Here is a 24,020-nt window from a genome sequence, read left to right as displayed (position 1 = left end):
TGAGTGTCACCGAGTGGTGTCCTCGACCACCTCCGGTTGAGTACGTCCCTTGACGCCCCAGGCCAGGAGTCCACCGACGACGGCAAGTGCGACGATGAACCAGAGACCGGCCAGGGAGTTCCCTGTCGATGTCTCCAGACGTCCCATCACCGTGGGGCCGGTGAACCCGCCCAGGAGGCCGACAGTGTTCGTCAGCGCGATCGCGGCTGCGGCTGCCGCACCCGTGAACCGAGCTGCAGGGAAGGTGAACAGGACCGACTGGATGATGAAGAACCAGAAGGCCGCGAGCGCGAAGCCGATCAGGGCGCTGGTCAGTGATGATGAGATCGCAGCGATCGTGAGTCCGGCGGCCACTGCGACGAGGCCCCCGCTGACCATTGCCCTCTGCTTGAACAGTGTCGTCGCATGCCGGGGGAGCAGGACGGATCCGATGGCGGCAGCGATCCAGGGGATGGCGGTGATGAGGCCCACCTGGATGGATCCCATTCCAGGGCTGAAGGAACGGATCATCGACGGCAGGAAGTAGCTCAACGAGTACACGGCGATCTGGTGCGTGAAGTAGACCGCGATGATGAGCCACAGGACCGGATCCTTGACCACGAGCATCAGCGCATGGAGGCTGGACTTCTCCGAGTCGGTTCCGTCGTCCTCGAGTTCGAGCTGCGTACGCAGTGCCTGCTTCTCGTCCGCCGAGAGCCATTTCGCTTCTTCGGGGCGGTCAGGGAGGTAGTTCCACACCACGAATGCGAGGAGAACGGCGGGGGCGCCCTCGAGGAGGAACATCCACTGCCAGCCGGTCAGACCGAGCAAACCGTGCATTTGCAGAAGGAGGCCTCCGAGTGGGGCCCCGATGATGTTCGCCAGCGACACCCCCAGGAGGAAGATGCCGATGGCCTTCGCCCGCGTCTTCCTGGGGAACCAGAACGAGATGAAGTAGATGATCCCCGGGTACAGACCGGCTTCCGATGCGCCCAGGAGTACTCGGATGAGGTAGAAGCTCCACTCGTTTTGGACGAGTGCCATGGCCATGGAGATGACACCCCAGGTGATCATGATCCGGGCGATCCAGAAGCGTGCCCCGAAGCGGTGCATCAACAGGTTGGACGGAATCTCGAGGATGGCGTAGAAGGCGAAGAACAGGCCCGCACCCAGGCCATAGGCCGCTGCGGACAGACCAATGTCGGCTTCGAGTGCTTCCTTCGCCATTCCGATGTTGGTCCGGTCGATGAAGGCGATGACGTAGACCCCAACCAGGAGCGGCATGAGCTTCCGGAAGTTCCGGCTGTTGACCCTGTCGAGCACCTGGTCCGCCTCAGGGCTCGATCTCAGGTCGTTCGTGACGGTGGACATTGATGTTTCCTCCCATGATGAACTAGGTGGTCGACGGCCTCACACCAACGGTCCTTGTTGTCGAGTGGTCGTCTTCAGTCTGGTTCCAGTCCCGCTCAGCCCTGCGTGTCGATGACCCTGCCGAGAGGCAGAGGCACTGGTCGCTCGTCCTTGAGTCGTGAGCCTCTCCGGAACCGTCCGATTGTCAGTCCACCGGCCAGTCCTTAAGCAACGCTAAGTTCGAAGCTCCTCGGCGCGACCCGGGGGACCATTCCGCGAGCACGCGGCGGTGCTTGCCGTGGGGGAGCGCCGACCCGAGGCTGGCGTCTCGAGATCCGTGAGCAGAGTGGTTCCGCCCTGTGCCCGTCGCACTTAACGTTGCTTAAGTACACACCCAGCAGTCCAGAATCCTTCCAGTCAGCGATGGATTCGTGACTCGACGACGAGTGGAGCGTGCTGATGGACCAGATCGTGTTGTCCCGACCGGAGGAGAGAGCCCCGGTCTCTGCTGCCTCCCTGGCGCGCAGGCTGGGCGTGAGCTCGGCTGCGGTGTCATATGCACTCAACGGACGGCCCGGGGTGTCGGAGAACCTGCGTCGCAGGATCCTCGACGAGGCACGGGCTGCGGGCGTCCCCGTCGCGGTGGACGCGCAGGAGAGACAGGGGACTCTCGTGTTCGGCCTGATCCTGGCCGACATCTCGAACCCGTTCTACGCGGAGCTCGCCACGTCGGTCACGGATGTCGGTCGGGCGAGGGGCATCGAGGTCTTCCTCACCAGCGTGCGGGACCATCCTGAGTCCGCCGAGGGCGCGGTGAAGGCGCTCATCCACCACAATGTCGACGGGGTCATCATCACCTCGCTCGATGCGGACAATGCTGCAGTCTGCCGCCCCCTCCGGGCAGCGGGGATCCCGTTCGTGCTCGTGTCCCGGAGGCTCGCGAACATGGAGGCAGACTTCGTCGGCATCAACGACTATGCCGCCGGGAGGGACATCATGGCCCACGTCCTGGCGGACGGACACGACCGCATAGCCATCATTGCCGGGCGGAGGTCCTCCACGGCTTCCCGTCAGCGCCTCGCAGGGTTCCTCGCACAGATGCGGTCCGGTGGTGTCCAACCCCGACACGAGTGGATCATCTCCGGCGGGCTCAACGAGGACAACGGTGCGCGTGCCACGGAGTACCTCCTGGACCTCGGTGACCTGCCCGATGCCATCGTGTGCGGCACCGATGCGATTGCCTTCGGAGTGATCTCGACACTCGCCTCCCGCGGTGTGCGTGTGCCCGAGGACGTCGCAGTCACCGGTTTTGACGGCCTCAGTGCCGCACGCAGCCCGATGCTGGACCTCACCACGATCGTCCAGCCCCGCCAGGAGATGGCGGTCAATGCACTGCGTCTCCTCTCACTTCGACAAGGGGGTGGTGGCGGTGCGCCCCAGGCGATCACCTGCACACACCAGCTCCACGTCGGGACAAGTTGTGGACGTCACCAGAAAGGAAGAACCAATGAATGACACCCGAGGTCTGACCGGCAGGACGGCGATCGTCACCGGAGCGGGGCGAGGCATCGGCCGGGCCATCGCGCTCGAGCTGGCGGCACGCGGCGCCCGCGTCGCAGTCGCGGACGTCAACGGCGACCAGGCGCGCGGGGTTGCCGAGGAGGCCGGCAACGACAGCATCGGCATCCAGTTGGATGTCTCCGACAGAGAGGCGGTCGACGCCGCGGTGGAGCAGGTCGCCACCGAGTTCGGAGGCATCGACATCCTCGTGAACAACGCCGGCATCAACCGGGACGCCATGCTGCACAAGATGGCCGACGACCAATGGGACGCCGTCATCGCAGTGGACCTGAGCGCCGTGTTCTACACGTGCCGCGCCGTCGCGATCCGGATGCGGCAGGCGCGCACCGGCCACATCGTCAACGTCTCCTCGGCCTCGTGGGAGGGCAACATCGGCCAGACCAACTACGCGGCCGCCAAGGCCGGCGTCGTGGGCTTGACACGGTCGATCGCGAAGGAACTGGCCCGCTACCAGATCAACGCCAATGCCGTGTGCCCGGGGTTCATCGAGACCGACATGACGCGAGGCATGCCCGAGAATCTCTTCGATGCGCAACTCGCCAAGATCCCGATGCAACGTGTCGGGCAACCGGATGACGTCGCCAAGGTCATCGCGTTCCTCGCGAGTGACGACGCGTCGTACGTCACCGGTCAGGTCATCGCGATCGGCGGGGGCTACCAGCTGTGAGGGTCGTCGAGATTGCGGACATTCCCGGCCTGGTGCCGGATGGGGCCACAGTCGTCTCCGACGGGATGACGATGATGGGCGTGGCCGACGAGGTCTTCAGCGCCATTGAGTCCTCCTTCCTTGCGGCCGGCCGGCCCCGGGACCTGACCTGGGTGCACGCGGCGGGCCAGTCCGACCGGGTCGCGGGCCTGGCGCGCATGGCCCACCAGGGCCTCGTGAGGCGTGTCATCGGTTCCCACTGGGGGCTCAACCCTCCCATGGCGCGACTCCTGGGTGACGACCTCGCCCAGTGTGTGTGCCTCCCGCAGGGACAGATCTCCACCCTGTACCGGACTGTGGCCGCAGGGCGTCCGGGCCAACTCTCGACCGTGGGGCTCGGTACGTTCGTCGACCCACGCCAGGACGGCGGTCGGATGAACGCCTCCGCGCGCGCGGCGATCCCTCCCGACGAGTACGTGGAGGTCATGACGATCGCCGGACGAGAGTACCTCAGGTACAAACCGATCCACTTCGACGTCGGCATCATCCGCGGTGCCGCCGTCGACACCCTGGGGAACCTGACACATCGGGAGGAGGTCTCCGGTCTCGACGCGCTCGCCATTGCCCAAGCCGTGCACAACTGCGGTGGGCGCGTCATCGCCCAGGTCAAGGAGATCGTGGAGCCGGGTCAGATCCGCGCGCGCGACGTGACCGTCCCTGCTGTCCTCATCGACGACGTCGTCGTCTGCTCGGACCCGGAGACCTATCACCGGCAGTCCCATTCCTTCCCGACCTACGATGACGACCTGGTCTCCGGCTACGTCGCGCCCGAGTCGGTCGGCCGCGCCTTCGAGGCCCAGGCCATGGCCGAGCAGCGGGTGGTGATCGGACAGCGCGGGGTGCAGTTGGTGTCGCCCGGCGACGTCATCAATGTCGGGACCGGCATCCCCGCCGACACGATCGGACGCGCGCTCACGCGTGCCGGTCTCCTGGAAAAGGTTCACCTGACCGTGGAGTCCGGCACCTATGGCGGCATCCCCCTGGGGATCGTCGACTTCGGATGCTGCATCCATCCCCAGGCGATCATCGGACACCCCCAGCAGATGGACTTCTACAACGGAGGCGGGGTCGACATCACCTTCATGGGGGCGGGGCAGTGCGACCCGGTGGGCGACGTCAATGTGTCGTTGCTGGGAGGAAAGGCCATCGGCTGTGGCGGCTTCATGGACATCGTCGACGGGGCCCGCAAGATTTGCTTCCTGATCTCGACAGCGGGGAAGTTCCCCAAGTTCGTCGACACCGTCGACCAGGTGAGCTTCTCCTCCCAGCAGGCCTTCGACAAGGGCCAGGAGGTCTATGTCGCCAGTGAGCACTACCTGTTGCAGTTCACGGAACAGGGATGGCAGCTGCTCGATGTCGATGAGACCCGGGAAGGCCAGGAGGCGCTCGGGGCGATCCGGTTCGCCCTCACTTCCGGGCATCCACGGACCGGGACCGACCACCGGTGAGAGTCGCTGTGGCCCTGTCGATCGGGGACACCCCAATGGAGGGAGATCGCCATGCTCAACGGCACCAGCCTCTGGTCCCGTGAGACCACCGGAGAAATGGTCCATCAGGGGACCCCTTCCGGCATTGTCGAGACCTACGCCAGCACCCCGCGAAGCCTCCATGAGTCGTTGGTGGCATCGGCGGCGCGGAACCCGGGCGCGGTGTGCATCGTGGACGACTCGGGTCGCACCTGGTCCTACCGCGAGGTGCTGGACCGTGTGGACGACCTGGCTGACGCCCTGGTCGCCAGTGCCGGAGTGGTCGTGGGCGACAGGATCGCCCTCCTGCTCGAGAGCAGTGTCGAGTTCTGCACAGCCGTCTACGCGGCCAATGCGCTCGGTGCCGTCGTCGTCCCCGTCCCGACGAAGTTCCACGACCAGGAGATCACCTCCCTGCTGAGGCGCTCGCACGCCACGACGGCAATCGTCGAGGCACGGTTCGAGGACATCGCGCGACACAGTGGGATACGCCAGGTCGTGTGCGTCGATGACAAGTCCTCCTACAGGCTCGAGCGATTCGCGCCCTGGGGTTCTGGGCACCCGCATACACCTGTGCGGGACCTCGGTCGGGACTCGGTGCTCATATACACGTCGGGGACGACCTCACAGAGCAAGGGCGTCCTCCTCACCAACCTCAACGTCGGGCACGCAGTGGAGACCTACCGTCGGGTCCTCGGGATCGTCGCATCCGACAGGTGCCTCCTGCCCGTGCCCATCTACCACGTGACGGGACTGATCGCGGTGATGGGGTTGATGGTCCACGTGGGAGGGACCCTGGTTCTTCATCGGCGCTTCGACGCCCACCGGGTCCTGGAGACCATCCGGGACGGGGCGATCACCTTCCTCCACGCCTCGCCGACGGTCTTCACCCTGCTCCTGCGCGAACGGGAGCAGTTCCCGTTGCTGCCGGCGTGGAGGCTTGCCGCGTGCGGCTCGGCGCACATGCCCGTCGCCCGGATCGAGGAGCTCAGGCACTGGTTGCCGGAACTCTCGTTCCGTCCGATCTACGGCCTGACGGAGTCCAGCTCACCTGCGTTCGTCACGCCCGCCGATCCCGGTGACCACGTGATCACGGGATACTCCGGCCTCGCCATCCCGGGGATGGAGGTCCGCATCCTCGACGAACTCGACCACGAAGTCCCCCTCGGAGAGGTCGGGCGGATCATGCTGCGTGGCGCGAACATCCTCGACCGTTACGACGAGTTGCCCGGGCTGATCCGGGACGGTTGGTTCGAGACGGGCGATCTGGGTCGGCTCGACGAGGACGGGTACCTCTACGTCGCCGACCGAGTGAAGGACATGATCAACAGGGGAGGGGAGAAGGTCTGGTGCATCGACGTGGAGGAGGAACTGCGTCGCCTCCCCGGAGTCGCGGACGCGGCCGTGGTCGGAGTCTGTGACGACCTCTACGGAGAGGTTCCCGCCGCGTTGCTCGTGCCCGATTCCAGCGAGCACCCGTCTGACGTCGACGTCCGCTCCGCGCTCGCGGAACGGCTTCCGCGCTACCAGATCCCCACCCGGGTGTGCTGGAGCGATCATCTCCCTCTGACGTCGAACCTGAAGGTCGACAAGCGTGCGATCAGCGAGCTTCTCCGGGAGGGAGCGGTGGGTACTCCGGCTGCCCACAGCTGAGAGGTTGTCAGCGCGGGGAGGTTCCGACAGGTCTGTCTGACGGGACCTCCCCCGAGGGGACCTCAGGCGTTGGGCTCCAGGAGGCTGCGGAAGAGGCGTTCCGTGGTGGCCGCCATGTTCTGGGGTCCCTCCTTGAGTGCTCGCTCGAGCGGGACCGCAGGATCGCAGATCTCAATGACGCGGTCGAACCCGTCCGGCCCCACGAGCTTCTCCGCACCCCTTCCCCGGTACCCACACAGCGCAATCGTGCGCACGCCGGCTGCAGCCGCAGCGAGGCGCACTCCCCACGGTGCCTTCCCGGAGGCTGTCTGGGAGTCCATCCGACCTTCACCGGTCAAGACCAGGTCAGCAGACACGACGGCATCGTGGAAACCCGTGCAGTCGAGGACCACATCGATTCCTGACCGGCTCTCCGCCCCGACCACCGCGATCAGGGCCGCTCCCATTCCACCGGCAGCGCCGGCACCGGGCAGATCACGCACGGGCGTGTTCGACGCGTGCTCGAGCAGGTCGGCCCAGTGCGTCAGGATGGCGTCCAGCTGGGTGACCTGTTCCCTGGAGGCTCCCTTCTGAGGAGCGAACACCTCTGAGGCGCCGGTCGGGCCCAGCAGGGGATTCGTCACGTCCCGCGCGAGGATGACGTCGACGTCCGACCAGTCCGCCACACCTGCCAGGTCAAGTGCGGACGCCTCCATGACGTGCACAGGTCCGTCGGGGACCGTCGCTCCGTCTTCATCGAGGAGCCGTCCACCGAGGGCTTGGACGAGGCCTGTTCCTCCGTCATTGGTCACCGACCCCCCGAGCCCGACGATGATCGTGCGGGCGCCCCTCAGACGGGCGTCCTCCAGGATCTCGCCGACACCCCGCGAAGTGGCGTGCATGATGTCCCGCTCGTCGCGGGGGACCAGGTGCACACCGCAGGCCTCAGCCACTTCGACGATGGCGACCCGGGAGTCCTGGCTCCATCCGTAGCTCGCAGTCACCTGTGTCCCCAGGGGCCCGGTCACGGACAGGCTGACCTGCGACGCCCCGAGCGGACGCGAGAGCACGTCGACCAGCCCTTCGCCACCGTCGGAGACCGGGATCGTCACACACTCGATGTCCGGGTCGACGCGGTGGATGCCGGCGGCGGCAGCTGCGGAGGCCACGGACGCATCCATGTTCTCCTTGAACGAGTCCGGGGCGATGATGACGCGCATGTGTTTCCCTCCCAGGAGACCGCGGCACCACGACGTGCCTGCGGTTGCTTGTCCAGACCGGTGAAGGTGGCCCCGGGGCCGGATTGTTCCGGGACCGACTTGTCACGCATCGTAGGCATGCAAGGGTCGCGAGTTCGATCCGTTAAGTGTCGCGACGACGTTGTCCGAGAGACTGGGGAGCACCAGCGGGATCACACGTTTTCGCACTTCAGACACTGGTTCGGCTTGACCGACACCCGTCGGTCCCCCGTGTCCCGGGGGCTTAAGTGCGACTGACCCGCAGTTGCGCACCTGGTTGGTCCTGGGACGGCGGACAGATCTGAAGGGGAGGCACCGTGGGGGTGCACGGCCGCGAGGCCGTGCACCCCCACAACCCTTGACAGGAGTGTCTGGTCCATCTGCAAGGCCTACAGCGAACCGCCTCCCCGCGTCCGCAGCAGGCAGCTGAGTGTGGCGACCTGCGCCGTCTCCTCGACCAGTTCCGCCGCCTCCACGGCAGTTTTCAGGCTCTCCTGACGTTTCTGTGGATGGTGAAGCACGCCGTAGCGTGAAGACACGCCGCTTCCTGTCTAGGTTCTGGTCTTGCGAAGGATCGGAACTGAGAGCAGGAGACGGCGTGCAATCAAGGACTCTATGGCGGGGGCTCCTCGGAGTCGAGAAGACGGTGGTCGAGGATGTCGGAGTCGACGAGCTCGGCGATGTGGTGCGACTGGTCGCTCACGTGCGCCCGACCTCCCGGGCAAGGTCTCGATGCGGTGTGTGTGGCCGCCGGTCAGGACTCTATGACCGGGGCGAGGGACGCCGAAGGTGGCGGGGCCTGGACTTCGGTGAGGTTCAGGTGTTCCTCGAATCCGACGCCCCTCGGGTCCGCTGCCGGGATCACGGCATCGTCGTCGCCCGGGTGCCGTGGGCGCGCCACCGGGCCGGGCATACGTTCGCGTTCGATCAGCAGGTTGCGTGGCTGGCGACGCAGACCTCGAAGACCGCGGCGTGTGAGCTGATGCGGATCGCGTGGCGCACCGTCGGAGCGATCATCACCCGCTACTGGGCCGACACCGCCGCCGCGGTCGATCAGTTCGCCGGGCTGCGGAAGATCGGCATCGACGAGATCTCCTACAAGAAGGGCCACAAGTACCTCACCGTCGTCGTCGACCACGACACCGGGCGCCTGGTGTGCGCCGCGCCCGGTCGCGACAAGGCCACCCTGAACGGCTTCTTCGACGCGCTGGCAGCATCCGGTGAACACGCCGGCGAGGATCGGTGCGGGATGATCACCCATGTCAGCGCCGACGGCGCCGAATGGATCGCTGCGGTCGTTACGAGACGCTGCCCGAACGCGGTGCGGTGCGCCGACCCGTTCCACGTCGTGAAGTGGGCCACCGACGCGCTCGACGAGGTTCGCCGTGACGTGTGGAACACGGTTCGCGGCGCCGTCACCCAGCACCGTGCCGGCAGATCGACCGGAGAAGCCAAGCAGGTGAAGAACGCCCGCTGGGCGCTGTGGAAGAACCCCGAAGATCTCACCGAGAAGCAGACCGTGCAACTGAGATGGATCGCGAAGACGAGCCCGCGCCTCTACCGCGCCTACCTCCTCAAAGAAGGCCTGCGCGCCGTGTTCAAACTGCCGCTCCAGGAAGCAACCGAGGCGCTGGAGAAGTGGCTGTCCTGGGCGCGCCGCTGCCGGATCTCCGCGTTCGTGAAGCTCGCAAGGAGCATCCGGGCGCACCTGCCCGCGATCCTCGCCGCGATCGAGCACGGCCTCTCCAACGGGCGCATCGAGTCCGTCAACACCAAGATCCGACTCATCACCCGCATCGCGTTCGGCTTCCGCTCACCCCAAGCGCTCATCGCCCTGGCCATGCTCAACCTCGGCGGCCACCGCCCCACCCTCCCCGGCCGACCATGACCCACGGAACAGTCAGGAGAGCCCAAACTTTGCAGCCATGCTTGGAAGCTGATTTTTTTCCCGTGCAGTTCGCCTGACCGACTGACCCCGAGCGCCGACGGGTCGTGCCGAAACCTCTGGAATCCGGCGCATATCCCTGTTACGCTGAGCGTAATCGTTCAGCCCGCCTCGACCTCGGTCGAGAGTGGGCTGGATCTCTTTCCGGGCCAAGGAGCCGACGCATGCCCAGACCGCTCAAGTCGGCGACGACCATCGACCAACAGATCCTTATCCTGCGCTCTCGCGGCATGCAGATTGACGACGATCTCGCACGCCAGTGGTTGGCGAACGTGTCGTACTACCGGCTCTCGGCCTACTGGTATCCGGCACGGGCGTTCGATGCGAACCATGAGCGCATCGACGACTTCATTCCCGGTACTTCCTTTGCCGACGTCATCGCGTTGTATGAGGCAGATCGAAAACTGCGGACGCTCGTCCACGACGGCATGGAGCGCGTCGAGATCACGCTCCGCACGCGCATCGGCGAAACGCTGTGTCATCCAGACCCACTCGCATACACGGACTCCTCGGTGTTTCGGTAGTCGTTCAACCACTCCGCATGGCTGACAAGGGCTCGGAAGCGGATCGACCGTGCTGGAAAGAACAATGAGGCGATCCAGCACTACCGAGACGACTACGACGGGCAGTACCCGTTCTGGGTCCTCGCTGAAGTCCTCGACTTCTCCGACGTCTCCCGACTATTCCAGGGCCTCGGCACGAAGAAGCAACGCACCATCGCTGAAGACCTCGGTTTCATCATCGACTTGGACGCGCTCTCCAAGCGCCAGCAGGAGAAGGTCAAGACGCAGTCGCCACTGGCGAGTTGGTTGGAGCAGTTGACGATTATCCGTAACACCTGCGCCCACCACGGTCGGCTGTGGAACAAGTCCTTCGCCCCGGCGCCTACCGCGGCGCTCAAGACACTGCCCGCGCTCAGCCCGCTTCCCGACGTGCAAAGCGAACGAATACACGGCGCACTGTTGGTCATGGCTCAGATTCTGCGTGTTGCCTCACCAGGAACGACATGGCCTCACAAGGTTCGCAGCCTCCTATCCGACGAGTTCGTCACCAATCCCCTCGTCTCTCGCGCCGCGCTCGGCTTGCCACCGGTGATCTGATCGTCTGCCGCTGCCCACCACTCGCAGTTGAGGCGCCGACCAGGGCCGAGCTCCGACGGGCCCGTGGCGAACGCGACCGCGCAGGGCCCGGCGGCAGTCGGATCGGCAGTTCAGGGTGTGCCGATGCGTGCCCGTTCGGAACATGTTTCGTTGCGCCGGGTCCGGGCTCCCGGAACGTCCGAGCTCGCAGCTATGGAGCACGTGACTTCTCAGACCATCCGCAATGCACTTCGGGACCTTCTCGACAGTGGACGGGTTGTCGCCTCTGCCCCGGGCACCAGTCCGCGCATCAAGTACCGGTTGTGTGAACGCACAGAAGTCGATCAAACGAGAAAGACCGCCACAACATGACGTCCCAGCACATTCCCTGTTGAAAGAGACCCTAATCGGGGCAGGCCCTGAGCACCTCTGCCATCGCGTCGCGCTCGGCGGCCGTCACGGAGAGGCCCCACGTCGTCTTCACGCTGATCTGCGTCTTCACGTAGTCGCAGCGGAAGTCCTCATTCGGGGGCAGCCACTCGTCCGCCGAAGCCGAGGACTTGTCCTCATTCGCCCGCCCGTCGACGGCGAGGAGGTTCGACTGGTCGTTCGCGAACTTCTGCCGGGCCGCCGCGTCCCACTGCCACGCGCCCGACCGCCATGCGTCGGCGAGGGCGACGACGTGGTCGATCTGGACGAGCGCCGAGGTGTCCTGGCCGCGCTGGAACTCGATGACGGACCCGGTGTAGGGCTCGGCGAGCGTCCCTGTGAGGACGACGCAGTCGCGGGTGCCCGCCTTGAAGGTCGGTCGCGCGAGGTCGCGGGCGAGCACATCGTTGCGGGTGTCGCAGCCGTTGTGGTCCTCGTCCGCCCACGCCTGCCCGAAGGCGGCGCGCGAATACTCGGGGGCGCCGCCGTTCACGCTGTCGCGCACGGGCAGGGCCTTGAGTTCGGCGGCCGCCTGCGTCTCCGGCAGCGAGTCGATCGACGAGGACGCGCCCGGCGCCCACTGGGCGGAGGCCCGCTTCCACGCGGCGTCGGCCCATGCCCGCGCGGAGGGGATGAACGCCCAGGCGAGGACCGCGGCGACGAGGAGCGCGACGATCCAATCGCCGATCGTGATCCTCTTGCGCCTGCGCCGACTCACCGGTCCTCCTTCACCTCCGTGCGCCCGATCGGGCGCACGGTCATTGTCCGCCCTCCCACCGGCGTCTTCGTCCCGCCCTCGTCGATCTGTGGACGGAGGGACGGCGATCGCCGGACGGACCCCGGACTGCCCCCGGGCCGGGCGGCGGCCACGACCCTTCGCGACGTCATGCGCTGCATCCCCTCGACGGACGAAGGTGATGCTTTCGGCGCGCGAAGGTAATGCTCTCGGTGAAGGGGGCGGAGGGGCTAGCGGCGGGGGCGGAGGGACTCCTTGAGGAAGAAGAGGCCGATGATGATGAGGGTGAGGACCGTCATCGCGATGAGCTGACCGCGCGCGACCGGATTCCACGCCATGAGACCGGCGACGCCGACGAGGGAGGCGAGGACGACCCACGGGAGCCACGGCCAGCCGGGCGCGCGAAGGGCGATCGCGCCCTCCGCTTCGAGGACGGGGTGGAGGCGCACCTGGGCGACGAGGATGAACACCCAGATGATGAGGAGCACCATCCCGATCGCGTTGATGAGGATGCCGAGGAGGGTCTCGGGGAGCAGCCAGTTGAGCGCGACCGAGACGAGGGCGAAGCCGATCGACACCCACACGGCGCGCTTCGGCGTGCGGCCGAGCGCGATGTCGCCGCCCGCGCCCTCGCCCGCGACGAGGTCGAGCAGATCCTCGCCCCCGCCGACAGCTCCGCCGAGCCCGGCCACCGACCCGGCTGACCCGGCCGACCCGGATTCACCCGTAGCGACCCCGTGCGCGCCCGGCGCGACGGCCCCCGCCTCGACGACGTCGCCGAGGGAGCCCGCGTCGCGCCCGAGGAGCCAGCGCAGCCCCATGCCGCGCGCGGACAGCGAGTAGGCCATGCGGCTCGACGCGTAGATGTTCGCCGAGAAGGCCGAGACGAGCGCGATGAAGACGACCGCCTCCATGATCCTGGCGACCGCGGGGATCCCCGCCATCTCGAGGACCGCGGCGAAGGGGTTCGTCGCCATCTCCTTCGAGTCCCACTGGAGGAGGCAGATGAGGAGGACCACCGACCCGACGTAGAAGACGAGGATCCGCCCGATGACGGAGCGTATCGCCGCCGCCATGGCCGACTGGGCGTCCTCGGCCTCGGCCGCCGCGATCGTCACGATCTCGATGCCGCCGAAGGAGGTGATGATCGCGAGGAGGCCGACCGCGATGCCGGAGAAGCCGTTCGGCGCGAAACCGCCGTGCCCGAGGACCGTGGAGGCCACCGACTCGGTCCGCCCGGGGACGAGGCCCGTCACGAGGCCGATCCCGATGAGGAGGAACGCGACGATCGCCGTCACCTTGATGCCGGCGAGCCACGCCTCGACCTCGCCGAAGTCGCGGGCCGCGAGGAGGTTGACGCCGCCGAGAACGACGACGATGACGAGGGCGACGACCCACTGCGGAACCGAGGGGAACCAGAGGACGAAGATGCCGGCGGCGCCCGTGATCTCCATGCCGAGGACCATGATGAGCATCGCCCAGTAGAGCCACCCGGAGGTGAAGCCCGCCCAGCGGCCGATGCCGACCTCGGCGTAGGTGGAGAAGGACCCGGTCGACGGGAGGGCCGAGGCGAGCTCGGAGAGGGCGAACATCACCGACACCGCGATGAGGGCCGCGAGCGCGTAGGAGACGAGGACGGCGGGCCCGGCCTCGTGGATCGCGACGCCCGTCCCGAGGAAGAAGCCCGCGCCGATCGCGCTGCCGAGCGCCCGAGAGAAGGCGCTCGGCCCGGTCGTCGGGAGGGACGCCTACGAGGGGATCTCCTCGATGAGCGTCGGATCATCAGTGCGCACATTACCCACTCGGGGGGACACGATTCTAGGGCGCAGGTCCGGCGCGGGGATCGCGTCGACGAGGGCGCGCACCTCCGCCTTGTCGATGAGGGCGGGGTCGAGCCAGTCGCCGCGCAGGTCGGGCGGCACGACGACAGGGGTCCGGTCGTGGATGACGCCGAGCGCGTCGGGCGCGGAGCGCGTGAGGATCGCGAAGGTGAGAAGCCACGCACCGGCCGGATCGTCCTCGGGAACTGCGGGATCGCGCCACGCCTCGTAGACGCCGGCGAAGGACATGAGGGGGTCGCCCTCGCCCGCGGAGAGGAACCACGGGGTCTTGCGGCCGGTCTCGGAGGTCTGCCACTCGTAGTAGCCGTTCGCGGGCACGAGGCACCGGCGCCGCAGCGCCGCGGCGCGGAACATCGGCTTGGCCGTCACGGTCTCGGCGCGCGCGTTGATCATCGGCCGCTTCGCGTCCTTCGCCCAACTCGGGACGAGGCCCCACTTCAGGTAGCGGCCCTTGCGGACGACCCGGCTCCGCAGCACGCCATCCGCGTCCGGCTGCTCGACTACCCGCTCGAGGACGACGCGCGCGTCCTGACTCGGGGCGAGGTTGTAGCGCGGCCCCGAGTTCTCCCCCTCGAGGAGGTCGAGGTCGAAGGCCGAGACGAGCTCGTCGTCTCCCGCGAAGAGGGAGAATCGTCCGCACATCGGCTACTCCGTTTCCGTTCGGTCGGGTTTCGCGGCCCCGGCCGACCAATCGGCGAAGAGACGGCGGAGCTGCGAGGACGTGACGGTGAGCGTCCAGTCGCCCGCCTGCGGGAGCTGCCAGCGGCGCCAGTGGGAGACGACGGTGAAGCCCGAGCCGACGATCGTCGCGACGAGCATTCCGATCGTCGAGAGGTCGAACGCGTGGAAGGCCACCATGATCGCCGCCGACACGAGCGCCGGCGTCGCGTAGAGATTGTTCCCGCCGAAGACCTGCGGGACGTTGCCCGCCGAGATGTCGCGGATCGCGCCGCCGCCGACCGCCGTGATGATGCCGAGCATGATCGCGGGCAGGACCCCGAACCCGGCGGCGAGCGTCTTGAGCGCCCCGGTTGCCGCCCAACAGCCGAGGACGGTGCCGTCGGCGACGACCAGGGCGATCCGCCAGGGCCGCGACTCGAGCTTCCACAGCATCGCGATCCCCGCCCCGACGAGGGCGGTCCCCAGGTAGTACGGGTCGGTGAGGGCGGCCGGCGGGCCCGATTGGAGGAGGACGTCTCTCAACATTCCCCCGGCCAGCGCCGACATGATCGCGAGGACGGCGAAGCCGACCGCGTCGAAGCGCTTGGTGCGGGCGAGTCGACCTCCGATGATCCCGTTGAGGAGCACGCCGATGAGGTCGATCGCCCGGAACAGGTCCGGGAGCGCGTGGTTGAGGGCGTCGAGCACGCACCTATTGTCGGGCACGCCGGGCGCCCAGCGCACCTCGCCCCAACACGCGTTTGGCGGCTTTCTGGGTGTTTGGCGGGTCAAAACGCCCTGATTTGCGGCTCTTGTGACTGATCTGTGGGTGGTTGGGCGGGTCTGGACGGGTGCACGCCGTTCTCTCGTCTATGTTCCTGGCTTGTCGAGAGTCAGTAACGAAACAGGGAGAACGGCGTGCAGGAAACCACCCNTCCAAACTTTGGCTCTTGTGACTGATCTGTGGGTGGTTGGGCGGGTCTGGACGGGTGCACGCCGTTCTCTCGTCTATGTTCCTGGCTTGTCGAGAGTCAGTAACGAAACAGGGAGAACGGCGTGCAGGAAACCACCCTATGGCGACAGCTGCTGGGAGTCGAGAAGACCACGGTCGTCGAGCAGGTCGAGTATGACGCGGACGAGGGCATCGTGGTCGCGTCGGTGCGTGCGTCGGGGAAGCTGAGGCCTCGGTGCGGGAGGTGCGGCAGACGTGCTGCCCGTTACGACCTCGGTGAGGGGCTGCGGCGGTGGAGTGCGCTGGACCTGGGCCCTGTCCCGGTGTGGCTGGAAGCGGAGGCGCCGCGTGTGAAGTGTACTGAGCATGGGGTGATCGTCGCGCAGGTGCCGTGGGCGCGTCATGGTGCCGGGCACACCAAATTCTTCGATCAGCAGGTCGCGTGGTTGGCGACGGTCACCTCCAAGTCCGCCGTGAGGGAGTTGATGCGCATCGCGTGGCGCACGGTCGGAGCGATCGTTGCCCGCGTGTGGGACGACACCGCCGCCGAGACCGACCTGTTCGCCGGGCTCACCCGCATCGGGATCGATGAGATCAGTTACAAGAAGGGCCACAAGTACCTCACCGTCGTCGTCTGTCACGACACCGGCCGACTCGTGTGGGCCAAGCCCGGGCGGGACAAGAGGACGCTGCGAGCCTTCTTTGACGAGCTGGAGGCGTCCGGGGCGGGCAGGTGCGCTCGGATCACGCATGTCAGTGCGGACGGGGCAGACTGGATCGGCGACGTCGTCGCCGAGAAGTGCCCGGACGCAGTGCGCTGCGCCGATCCGTTTCACGTTGTCAAATGGGCCACCGACGCCCTCGACGAGGTGCGCCGGCAGGCATGGAACGATGCCCGCAGAGCCGCCAGGAGCGAACCGCGCCGCAACGTCGGCAGACCTCGCAAAGACGCACCCACCAGACCCGCCAGTGACACGGCCCGCAGGTTGAAGAACTCACGCTACGCGCTGTGGAAGAACCCCGAGGATCTCACCGAGAGACAGACCGCGAAGCTCGCCTGGATCGCGCAGACCGACCCTCGGTTGCACCGCGCCTACCTCCTCAAAGAAGGACTATGTTGCGTCCCGGGTTTGATGGAGGCAGTGATGACAGGAAGGATCACTGCGCATGGGACAGAGGAGGTACCCGCTGGAGCTTCGTGAGCGGGCGACGAGGATGACGCTGGAGGCGCTCCAGGGCTAAGGGGGGCGGTCAAGAGGATCGCCGACGAGCTGGGGGTCCATCCGGAGGCTTTGCGTACGTGGGTGCGGCAGGCCGAGGTGGACCAGGGCACCCGCCCCGGCACCACCACGGCGGAGGCCGAGAGGATCAAGGAGCTGGAGAAGGAGGTCCGCGAGCTTCGGCGGGCCAACGCGATCCTGAAGAGCGCCTCAGCTTCTTTCGCGGCGGAGCCAGGCCGCCCATCCCGATGATCTGCCGCTACGTGGAGTCCAAGAAGGACGAGTTCGGGGCCCGTGCCGATCTGCAAGACGCTGACTAGCGCCGGCATCACGATCGCCCCATCCACCGTCTACGCGGCCAGGACCCGCCCGCCCTCACCACGCGCCAGGCGCGACGAGGTCCTCAAGGACGAGATCCGTGCCGTGCATGCTGAGAACTACTCGGCGTTCGGGGCCCGCAAGATGCACGTCATGCTGAACCGGCCCGTGGTCGCTGAGCGCCACGGGCAGGGGCACGTGGCCCGCTGCACGATCGAGCGCCTCATGCGCTGCCTGGGGCTGCGGGGTATCCGGCGGGCCAAGGACGCCCCACACGACGCGCTCTGCGCCGCGTGAGCAGTGCCCCGCGGACCTCGTGGACCGCCACTTCTCGGCCTTGCGCCCCAATGAGCTGTGGGTCGCCGACATCACCTACGTCCGAACGTTCTCGGGGTGGGTGTGTCGCATTCGTCACCGACGTAAACTCGCGTCGGATCGTGGGCTGGCAGACCTCCACCAGCCTTTACACCGACCTGGCGCTGGGCGCCCTGAACATGGGCGTGTGGCAGCGCCGCAGGGACGGTGCCGACCTGGCCGGCCTCGTCCACCACTCGGATCGTGGGGTGCAGTACCGCTCCGTCCGCTACGGGCAGGCCCTTGAGGACTGCCAGGCGGTGGCCTCGGTGGGGTCCAAGGGCGACTCCTACGACAACGCTCTCGCCGAGGCGCTGAACTCGTTGTACAAGGCCGAGCTCATCCGCAACAAGGGCCCCTGGACGTCCATCGACGACGTCGAGGTCGCCACTGCCGAGTGGGTCCACTGGTACAACACCGTGCGACCTCACTCCGCGATCGGGATGCTCACCCCCGTCGAACATGAGCTCGCCTACCACGCCCGAACCGGGGCCGAGATCGAAGACCTCGATACCGCTGACCGGCCCCTTACCGAGACCACCACAACCAGATAAACGAGCCTCCACAAAACCCAGGGCTTGACACTACGGGTCGTGTTCAAGCTGCCCTACGAGCAAGCCATCGACGCACTGGACCGGTGGATCTCCTGGGCCAGGCGATGTCGTATCCCCGCCTTCGTGAAACTCCAACGCTCGATCGTGAAACACCACGACCGGATCCTCGCCGCGATCGAGCACGGCCTCTCCAACGGACGTATCGAGTCCGTCAACACCAAGATCCCACTCATCACCCGCGTCGCGTTCGGGTTCCGGTCCCCACAAGCCCTCATAGCCCTGGCCATGCTCAACCTCGGCGGCCACCGCCCCACCCTCCCCGGCCGACCATGACCCACGGAAGAGTCAGGAGCGCCGACAATCGAGACGAAGCCGACACCGGCCGCTACGCCGGCGGCGGCCGCCAAGCCCGCGGCCGCGCCCGTCACGCGCAAGACCGAGGAGCCGTCGACGAGCGGCAAGAAGAAGTGGCGGCACAAGGTGTCGTTCTACCAGGACCCGGCCGACACAGACCGGGTGCGCGGGGCGATCCTCTACACGATGACGACCGAGGGCAACCGGAACCTGAGCCAGTTCGTCAACGATGCCGTCATGGCCAAAGTCGAGGAGCTGGAAGCCAAGTACAACCACGGCGAGCCCTTCCCCGCCGTGGGAGCCCGAGAGCTGCCCCAGGGCGGCGCGGCCGCCGCCGGCGAGTAAGACAACACCCATGAAGGGGCGCACCATCGCCACAGTGGCCCTGCTGGGCCTGCTGGCCGGATGCGCACCGAGCACGCCGGCCACCTCGACGGCGACCGTCACCGTCGGCACCCACCAGTTCCAGGTGCAGGTCGCAGACACCGCGGACGACCAACGAGCCGGACTCAGCCCAATAGCACTGGAACGCGATCTGGACCGTGAGCAGGCGCGGCGCCGTCCAGCCGTCGGGATGGGCGGCGGCGGTGGCGAAGGACTCGTCGGTGAGCGCATAGGTCGAGTACAGGCGGGCCCATCGCCCGGTGATCACCTGGCGGGGGAAGGAGAAGGCGTAGAACACGTGCCGGAAGTTCACCAGCAGGACGGTCAGGGCGACCGTGGCCAGCGGCGTCGCGGTGGCGATCAAGCTCGCCAGCAGCAGCTCCACCGATCCGGCGTACACCGAGATCGACAGCGCGGGCGCCACCCACCACTCCAGGCCGTCCTGGATGACCAGCATCCCGAACGCCACGCCCAATGGGAACAGGCCCAGCCCCGCAGGGAGGGAGAGACGCAGTCCCCGGGCGATCTCGTGACGGCGGTCCACGATCCGATCGTGCCACCCTCGCCGTCGGGCGCGCCGCCCGCGTCCGCTGGGCGGGAGGCGGCAAGAGGGGCGCACACGACTCGGACCGCCAGTGGCGCCGCGCCCCTTCTGGAGCCGACTTCGGTTCTCTTCCGTCGCGAGTTCGGTTCCCACTCTGGTTGACGAGGGCGGCGCCCCGCGCGGACCTGCCGTCCCGTGCGCGGGGCCGCCCTCGTCGAGGGGGACTCCGCGACGGGCACGAAACCGACGGCCGGGAGCCGTCGGAGACGCGGCCCCGGGAAGGTCCGCGGGACCCCGAAGACCGCCGTCCGGGGCTTTGCGAAGGCGCCGGACCGGCGATCAGCACCAGTCGAAGACGTGGCCCTCCGCGCCCGGCGGAACCAGATCCCGGTCGCGCAGGAGGGTCAGCGGAGCCCGGTCGCTCGACGCGCAGACGTCTGCGAACGTCATTCCCGCATCGGCGAGCTCCTCCGGATACTCGATGTCGAGGACGTGATCGCCGTACACGTCGCCGTAGCCGCCGCACTCGCCCCAGACCGCGCAGGACTCCGCGATCGCGAAATCGAACCCGATGAGGTCGCGCCCGTCGGTGCCCAGTTCCGCCGTGTTCTTCTGGGCCGCGGCCAGGCCCACCCGGTGCGCCCGGTCCACATACGCCTGCGCCAGCTCGAGGGCCCCCGCGCGGTCCACCCCGTCGAATCTGGTCCAGCTGTCCAGATTGTCGAACTCGACGGCCTGGAATCCCGCGGACGCGCAGGCGTCGATCCACGGGCCGACGACGGCCAAGATGCCCTCGCGCTGCCGGGGGGTCGTGGGATCCAAGACGAATTCGTCGGGCCAGTCCGGGTCGGCGGCCGGTGTGGCGCCCTCATCCCGCAGGAGCAAGTCAGGATGCTCGGTCCGCCAGTGCTCCGCCGCGTCCGGCTGCGTCTGGAAGCCGTTCAGGTAGCAGATGCTGTACGCGCCCTCCAGGGGAGGCGCCGTCGAATCGCGGACCACGACGTCGGGGCGCACCGGCTCTCCGTCGACGTCGACGGCATCGGACGCGCCTCCCAGCTGGTAGTCGAAGACGCCGGAGACCGGCGGCAGGTCGGGCGTCGCCCCGGACGTCGGCGGTACGGCGCTCCGCTGCTGCCCGCAGGCGGACAGGGATGCGGCCGCGAGGACCCCGAGGAGGAGCGCGGCCGCGGACAGACCCGCGAACCGCGATGTCGGTGCGCTCACCATGCCGCTCCTCCTCGGGGTGTCCGTCAGAGCCTGTCCGGCGAGATCTGGGCCCGCAGGGGCGCGGGGAGCAGATCGCCGTGGGCGGCGACCATCTCGTTGCACAGCTGCCAGATCTGGCGGGGCGTCAGCGTCGAATTCGCGTTGGCGTCCATCAGGACGGCCTGCCTGATCAACTGCGGGTTCCCGGTGCGCGCCGCCTCCACTGTGAGCCGGTTGACCGACAGATACGGCTGGTTGAGGGCGGCGCACTGCACCGGCAGGCACCCCATCGCGATCGGATGGACCCCATGCGCGTCGACGCGGGCGGGGACCTCGACGACGGCGCCCTGGGGCAGGTTGTCGATGAGGCCCCTGTTGGGGACGTTGACGTGGATCTCGCGCTCGGCCCCCGTGACCAGGGAGTGGATGATCTGGGGGGCGTACTCGCTGGCGCTGTCGTCGAGCTCCAGGTCGCCGCCCGCGTCAAGGATCCGCTCGGTCTGCTCGAACTCCGCCACATTGTCGCGGCTGATCTGCGCGTACTCCAGCGGGGTCAGGCGATAGCGCTCGATCTGCTCATCGGAGCGGAGGAACCACGGCAGGTACTCCGAGGAGTGCTCGCTGGTCTCCGTCGGGTAGTAGCCGATGCGGCGGAAGATCTCGACGCGCACGCGGCGCTCCATCCCGGGGTCCTCGCGGATCCTGTCCCGCAGCAGCGGGTAGAGGCTCTCGCCGTTCCGCTTCCATTCCAGAAGCCAGGCCTGATGGTTGACGCCGGCCGCGCGATAGGTGGTCTCCTCGACGGGGACGCCGATCAGCTCGCCCAGATCGTGGGCGGTCCAGTACACGCTGTGGCACAGGCCGACGGTCTTGAGCTCCGGGGCGACCACGGACGTCCACCACACGTTCATCGCCATGGGATTCGTGTAGTTGAGGAACCAGGCGTCCGGGCAGATCTCCATCATGTCGCGCGCGATGTCGGTCAGCACCGGGAACGTGCGCAGGGCGCGGAAGACCCCGCCCACGCCGGTCGTGTCGCCGATCGTCTGGCGCAGACCGAATCGGGCCGGGATCTCCAGGTCCTTCAGGGTGGCGTCGATGCCTCCGACCTGGATCATGTCGACGACGAAGTCCGCTCCCGCGAGCGCCTCGCGGCGGTCCAGCGTGGCCACCACCTGGGCCGCGGCGCCGAGCTGCCTGCTCACCTGCTCGACGGTCCGAGCCGCGACCGACAGCCGCTCGGGATCGATGTCGTACAGGGCGAAGCGCACATCGGACAGCTCCGGGTAGCGCAGGATGTCGGTGGCGAGCTCGCGGGTGAAGACGACGCTTCCCGCGCCGATGAATGCAATGGTGACCATGCCCTCATCATGGACACGATGATCGATGTGTGCAAGACTATGCTCGTATTCTTCACGAATCGCTCACCTTTGGTGAGCGACCAATGCGCTCCCCGGCGCCGGGCCGTCGGGGTGGCGGCCTTCCGGAGGACCTCGATGACATCGTCGCAGACAGCAGTCGATCAGACCCGCACCGGTTCCGCCAAACGCACCGACCGGATGTCCCGGTTGCTCGACGCCGTCAACACCCGCGGCGAGGTGCACCTCGCCGCACTGGTCCGCGATCTGGGAGTCTCCCCCGCCACCGTGCGACGCGACCTCACGGCCCTCGAGGACCGCGGCCTCATCGTGCGCACGCACGGAGGGGCCTGCGCCCTGGACTACATGAACGAGGTCTCCGTCCTTCTGCGCGACGCCCAGTTCCATGACGAGAAGATGCGCATCGCCCAGCACGCCGCACGGCTCATCCCCGACGGACGCTACTCGGTGGCCATCGGCGGAGGCACCACCGCCGCCGCCGTCGCCCGGGCGCTCGCCCAACGGCCGGGGCTGGCCATCGTCACCAACTCGCTGACCACGGCCACCGAGCTGGCCACCCATGGCACCGTCACGGTCATCATGACGGGCGGAGCCGTCCGGTCCAGCTCCCTGGAGGCCGTCGGAGCGATCTCGGAGGCGACCTTCAACAACATCAACTTCGGAACGGCCTTCCTGGGCACCGACGGGATCAGCGTGCGCGGCGGGGCCACCACCTACGACGAGACCGAGGCCCGAACGAACCACGCCATGGTGGCCCGCGCGGAACGCGTCGTCGTCGTGGCCGACGGATCGAAGGTCGGGCGCGCCACGCTGGCGAAGGTGGCCGATCTAGACGAGGTCGACGTGCTGGTGACGGACGAGTCCGCCGATCCGGCCGAGATCGCCGCGATCCAGGCGGCCGGCGTCGACGTCCAGTTCGCCCGGGCGTGATCCGGCGCCGTGCCGCCAGGTCCCGCGACCGCAGCCCATTGACGAGGGCGATCCCGCTCACGGGACGAGGGGTCCGCGCAGGGGCGTCGCCCTCGTCGATCCCGACTGCGGAACGGCTCCGTCGGCACGGGTGAGGGCCGCCGACCCTGGTCGGCACGAAGCCCGATCGGGTGCCTGGTGAGAGACGGGCCGGAACCGGCACCGGCCTCACCGGTCGGGTCAGCCCGCCAGGAGCCGGAGGAGTTCCTCCTGCGTCGCCTGGCGATCGCTGCCGCCCGTCCCGCGCGTGGACAGCGATCCGGCTCCCACCGCCCACCGCAGCCGCGTGCGCTCATCGAGGACCCCATGGGCGCAGGCCGCCAGATAGCCCGCGTCGAAGCTGTCCCCGGCCCCCGTCGTGTCGACCACTTCGACATCGAACGCGGCCACGCGGACCGTCACGCCGTCCGGGCCGACGGACCAGGCGCCCTCGGCGCCGTCCTTGACCACCACCGTCGGGCCGAACGCCGCGATCCACGCCGCCATGCCGGCGTCGTCCCGCGGGGAGGGGCCCCCGAGCGCGCCGCCGATCGCCCGCAGCTCGTTCCGGTTGGGCAACAGGACATCGACACCTCCCAGCACGGCGTCGACGCCCTCCCACTGCTCCGACGGGTCCCAGTTCGTGTCCAGGCTGGTCGTCCACCCCTTTTCGCGCGCGCGGGCGAGAATCTGCGGAAGACCCCTCGCCAGCGCCGGCTGCAGGAAGAAGGAGGCGACGTGCAGGTGCCCCGGCTCGGGAAGCGCCTCCAGCGCGCGCTCCACGTCCGCCGGGTCGAGCAGGGGGATCGTCCCGGGCACCGTCAGGATGGCGCGGTCCTCCAGCCTCGACAAGACGACGGACAGGCCCGTCGGCACGTCGGGATCCACGCCGAGGTGCCTGAGATCGACGCCGCGCTCCCGGAGCCCGTCGCTCACCAGGCCGCCGAAGACATCCGCGCCGACCCGTGAGATCAACGAGGTCGGCACGCCCAGCCGCGCCAGGCCCATCGCCACGATCGCGGCCGACCCTCCCACCGCGAGATCCGCCGAGTCGGCGAGCACCTCCGCCTGGCCGAAGCGCGGGACGACGTCCCCGCGGACCACGAGGTCCGGATTCGCATCGCCGACGACGACGACCGGGCGCGCCTCGGCGCTCCCCATCCCC

Annotated in this window: 16 protein-coding genes and 6 pseudogenes; 11 read left to right on the top strand and 11 right to left on the bottom strand. The window is 67.9% G+C overall.

Annotated features, from left to right (window positions below; all coding sequences use genetic code 11):
• Positions 1-6 precede the first annotated feature (6 nt).
• A complete protein-coding gene (locus DY157_RS09505; RefSeq protein ID WP_115728380.1) occupies positions 7-1,350 on the bottom strand; it encodes an MFS transporter in 1,344 nt (447 codons plus the stop codon).
• A gap of 438 nt (positions 1,351-1,788) precedes the next feature.
• Between DY157_RS09505 and DY157_RS09500 the strand changes: the two genes are divergently transcribed.
• From DY157_RS09500 to DY157_RS09485, 4 genes are read left to right on the top strand one after another with little or no spacing between them, the layout of a single operon-like run.
• The gene (locus DY157_RS09500) at positions 1,789-2,844 is read left to right on the top strand and encodes a LacI family DNA-binding transcriptional regulator (protein WP_160159521.1); all 1,056 of its coding nucleotides are present in this window, start codon (positions 1,789-1,791) and stop codon (positions 2,842-2,844) included.
• Positions 2,837-3,577 carry a 3-oxoacyl-ACP reductase FabG gene (gene fabG, locus DY157_RS09495; protein WP_115728378.1) on the top strand — a complete coding sequence of 247 codons (741 nt, stop codon included), beginning with the start codon at positions 2,837-2,839 and terminating at the stop codon, positions 3,575-3,577. Before DY157_RS09500 ends, fabG begins: the two co-directional genes overlap by 8 nt.
• Positions 3,574-5,064 (top strand): CoA-transferase, encoded by a 1,491-nt coding sequence (locus DY157_RS09490; RefSeq protein WP_115728377.1) that lies wholly within the window; start codon positions 3,574-3,576, stop codon positions 5,062-5,064. The genes fabG and DY157_RS09490 overlap by 4 nt, the downstream gene beginning before the upstream one ends.
• Positions 5,065-5,115: 51 nt before the next feature.
• Entirely contained in the window at positions 5,116-6,735 is a 1,620-nt protein-coding gene (locus DY157_RS09485; protein ID WP_115728376.1) for a class I adenylate-forming enzyme family protein, read from the top strand.
• Between the two features lie 62 nt (positions 6,736-6,797).
• On the opposite strand, the gene DY157_RS09480 is transcribed toward DY157_RS09485, so the two are convergent.
• Positions 6,798-7,934, bottom strand: coding sequence for a glycerate kinase (locus DY157_RS09480; protein ID WP_115728375.1), 1,137 nt, complete (start codon positions 7,932-7,934; stop codon positions 6,798-6,800).
• Positions 7,935-8,341: 407 nt separating this feature from the next.
• Positions 8,342-8,491 carry a hypothetical protein gene (locus tag DY157_RS11420; RefSeq protein WP_160159520.1) on the bottom strand — a complete coding sequence of 50 codons (150 nt, stop codon included), beginning with the start codon at positions 8,489-8,491 and terminating at the stop codon, positions 8,342-8,344.
• A 59-nt stretch (positions 8,492-8,550) separates the two neighbouring features.
• Here DY157_RS11420 and DY157_RS09475 point away from each other — a divergent pair, with 59 nt between their 5' ends.
• Both DY157_RS09475 and DY157_RS09470 read left to right on the top strand, forming a co-directional pair.
• Positions 8,551-9,840 (top strand): ISL3 family transposase, encoded by a 1,290-nt coding sequence (locus DY157_RS09475; protein ID WP_115728374.1) that lies wholly within the window; start codon positions 8,551-8,553, stop codon positions 9,838-9,840.
• Positions 9,841-10,061: 221 nt separating this feature from the next.
• A pseudogene (locus DY157_RS09470) lies at positions 10,062-10,997 on the top strand (Abi family protein).
• Between the two features lie 382 nt (positions 10,998-11,379).
• Here the strand turns inward: DY157_RS09470 and DY157_RS09465 are convergent.
• From DY157_RS09465 to DY157_RS09445, 4 genes and pseudogenes are all read right to left on the bottom strand, one after another.
• Positions 11,380-12,123, bottom strand: a complete 744-nt coding sequence (locus DY157_RS09465; RefSeq protein WP_115728373.1) for an HNH endonuclease family protein — start codon at positions 12,121-12,123, stop codon at positions 11,380-11,382.
• Between the two features lie 248 nt (positions 12,124-12,371).
• Positions 12,372-13,889 (bottom strand): annotated as a pseudogene (locus DY157_RS09455) (amino acid permease); the annotation flags it as partial.
• The gene (locus DY157_RS09450; RefSeq protein ID WP_115728370.1) at positions 13,890-14,624 is read right to left on the bottom strand and encodes an SOS response-associated peptidase; all 735 of its coding nucleotides are present in this window, start codon (positions 14,622-14,624) and stop codon (positions 13,890-13,892) included.
• A gap of 3 nt (positions 14,625-14,627) precedes the next feature.
• Entirely contained in the window at positions 14,628-15,350 is a 723-nt protein-coding gene (locus tag DY157_RS09445; RefSeq protein ID WP_115728369.1) for a trimeric intracellular cation channel family protein, read from the bottom strand.
• Between the two features lie 348 nt (positions 15,351-15,698).
• Here DY157_RS09445 and DY157_RS09440 point away from each other — a divergent pair.
• The 4 genes and pseudogenes from DY157_RS09440 to DY157_RS11800 all read left to right on the top strand — a co-directional run.
• Positions 15,699-16,709 (top strand): annotated as a pseudogene (locus tag DY157_RS09440) (ISL3 family transposase); the annotation flags it as partial.
• A 52-nt stretch (positions 16,710-16,761) separates the two neighbouring features.
• Positions 16,762-18,040: pseudogene (locus tag DY157_RS09435) on the top strand (IS3 family transposase).
• A 30-nt stretch (positions 18,041-18,070) separates the two neighbouring features.
• Positions 18,071-18,373 (top strand): annotated as a pseudogene (locus tag DY157_RS09430) (ISL3 family transposase); the annotation flags it as partial.
• Positions 18,374-18,520: 147 nt separating this feature from the next.
• Positions 18,521-18,739, top strand: a complete 219-nt coding sequence (locus DY157_RS11800; protein ID WP_081083664.1) for a ParB family protein — start codon at positions 18,521-18,523, stop codon at positions 18,737-18,739.
• Between the two features lie 226 nt (positions 18,740-18,965).
• Here the strand turns inward: DY157_RS11800 and DY157_RS11795 are convergent.
• The 3 genes and pseudogenes from DY157_RS11795 to melA all read right to left on the bottom strand — a co-directional run.
• Positions 18,966-19,235: pseudogene (locus DY157_RS11795) on the bottom strand (AzlC family ABC transporter permease); the annotation flags it as partial.
• A gap of 426 nt (positions 19,236-19,661) precedes the next feature.
• Entirely contained in the window at positions 19,662-20,549 is an 888-nt protein-coding gene (locus DY157_RS09415) for an endo alpha-1,4 polygalactosaminidase (protein ID WP_115728366.1), read from the bottom strand.
• Positions 20,550-20,572: 23 nt separating this feature from the next.
• A complete protein-coding gene (gene melA, locus DY157_RS09410; RefSeq protein ID WP_115728365.1) occupies positions 20,573-21,889 on the bottom strand; it encodes an alpha-glucosidase/alpha-galactosidase in 1,317 nt (438 codons plus the stop codon).
• A 135-nt stretch (positions 21,890-22,024) separates the two neighbouring features.
• Here melA and DY157_RS09405 point away from each other — a divergent pair, with 135 nt between their 5' ends.
• Positions 22,025-22,837 (top strand): DeoR/GlpR family DNA-binding transcription regulator, encoded by an 813-nt coding sequence (locus DY157_RS09405; RefSeq protein ID WP_115728364.1) that lies wholly within the window; start codon positions 22,025-22,027, stop codon positions 22,835-22,837.
• A 219-nt stretch (positions 22,838-23,056) separates the two neighbouring features.
• On the opposite strand, the gene DY157_RS09400 is transcribed toward DY157_RS09405, so the two are convergent.
• Positions 23,057-24,016 (bottom strand): carbohydrate kinase family protein, encoded by a 960-nt coding sequence (locus DY157_RS09400; RefSeq protein ID WP_115728478.1) that lies wholly within the window; start codon positions 24,014-24,016, stop codon positions 23,057-23,059.
• Positions 24,017-24,020 lie beyond the last annotated feature (4 nt).

The sequence above is a fragment of the Actinomyces culturomici genome, assembly GCF_900499005.1.
Classification (GTDB): Bacteria; Actinomycetota; Actinomycetes; order Actinomycetales; family Actinomycetaceae; genus Pauljensenia; species Pauljensenia culturomici.
This window is presented reverse-complemented; position numbering and strand designations above follow the sequence as displayed.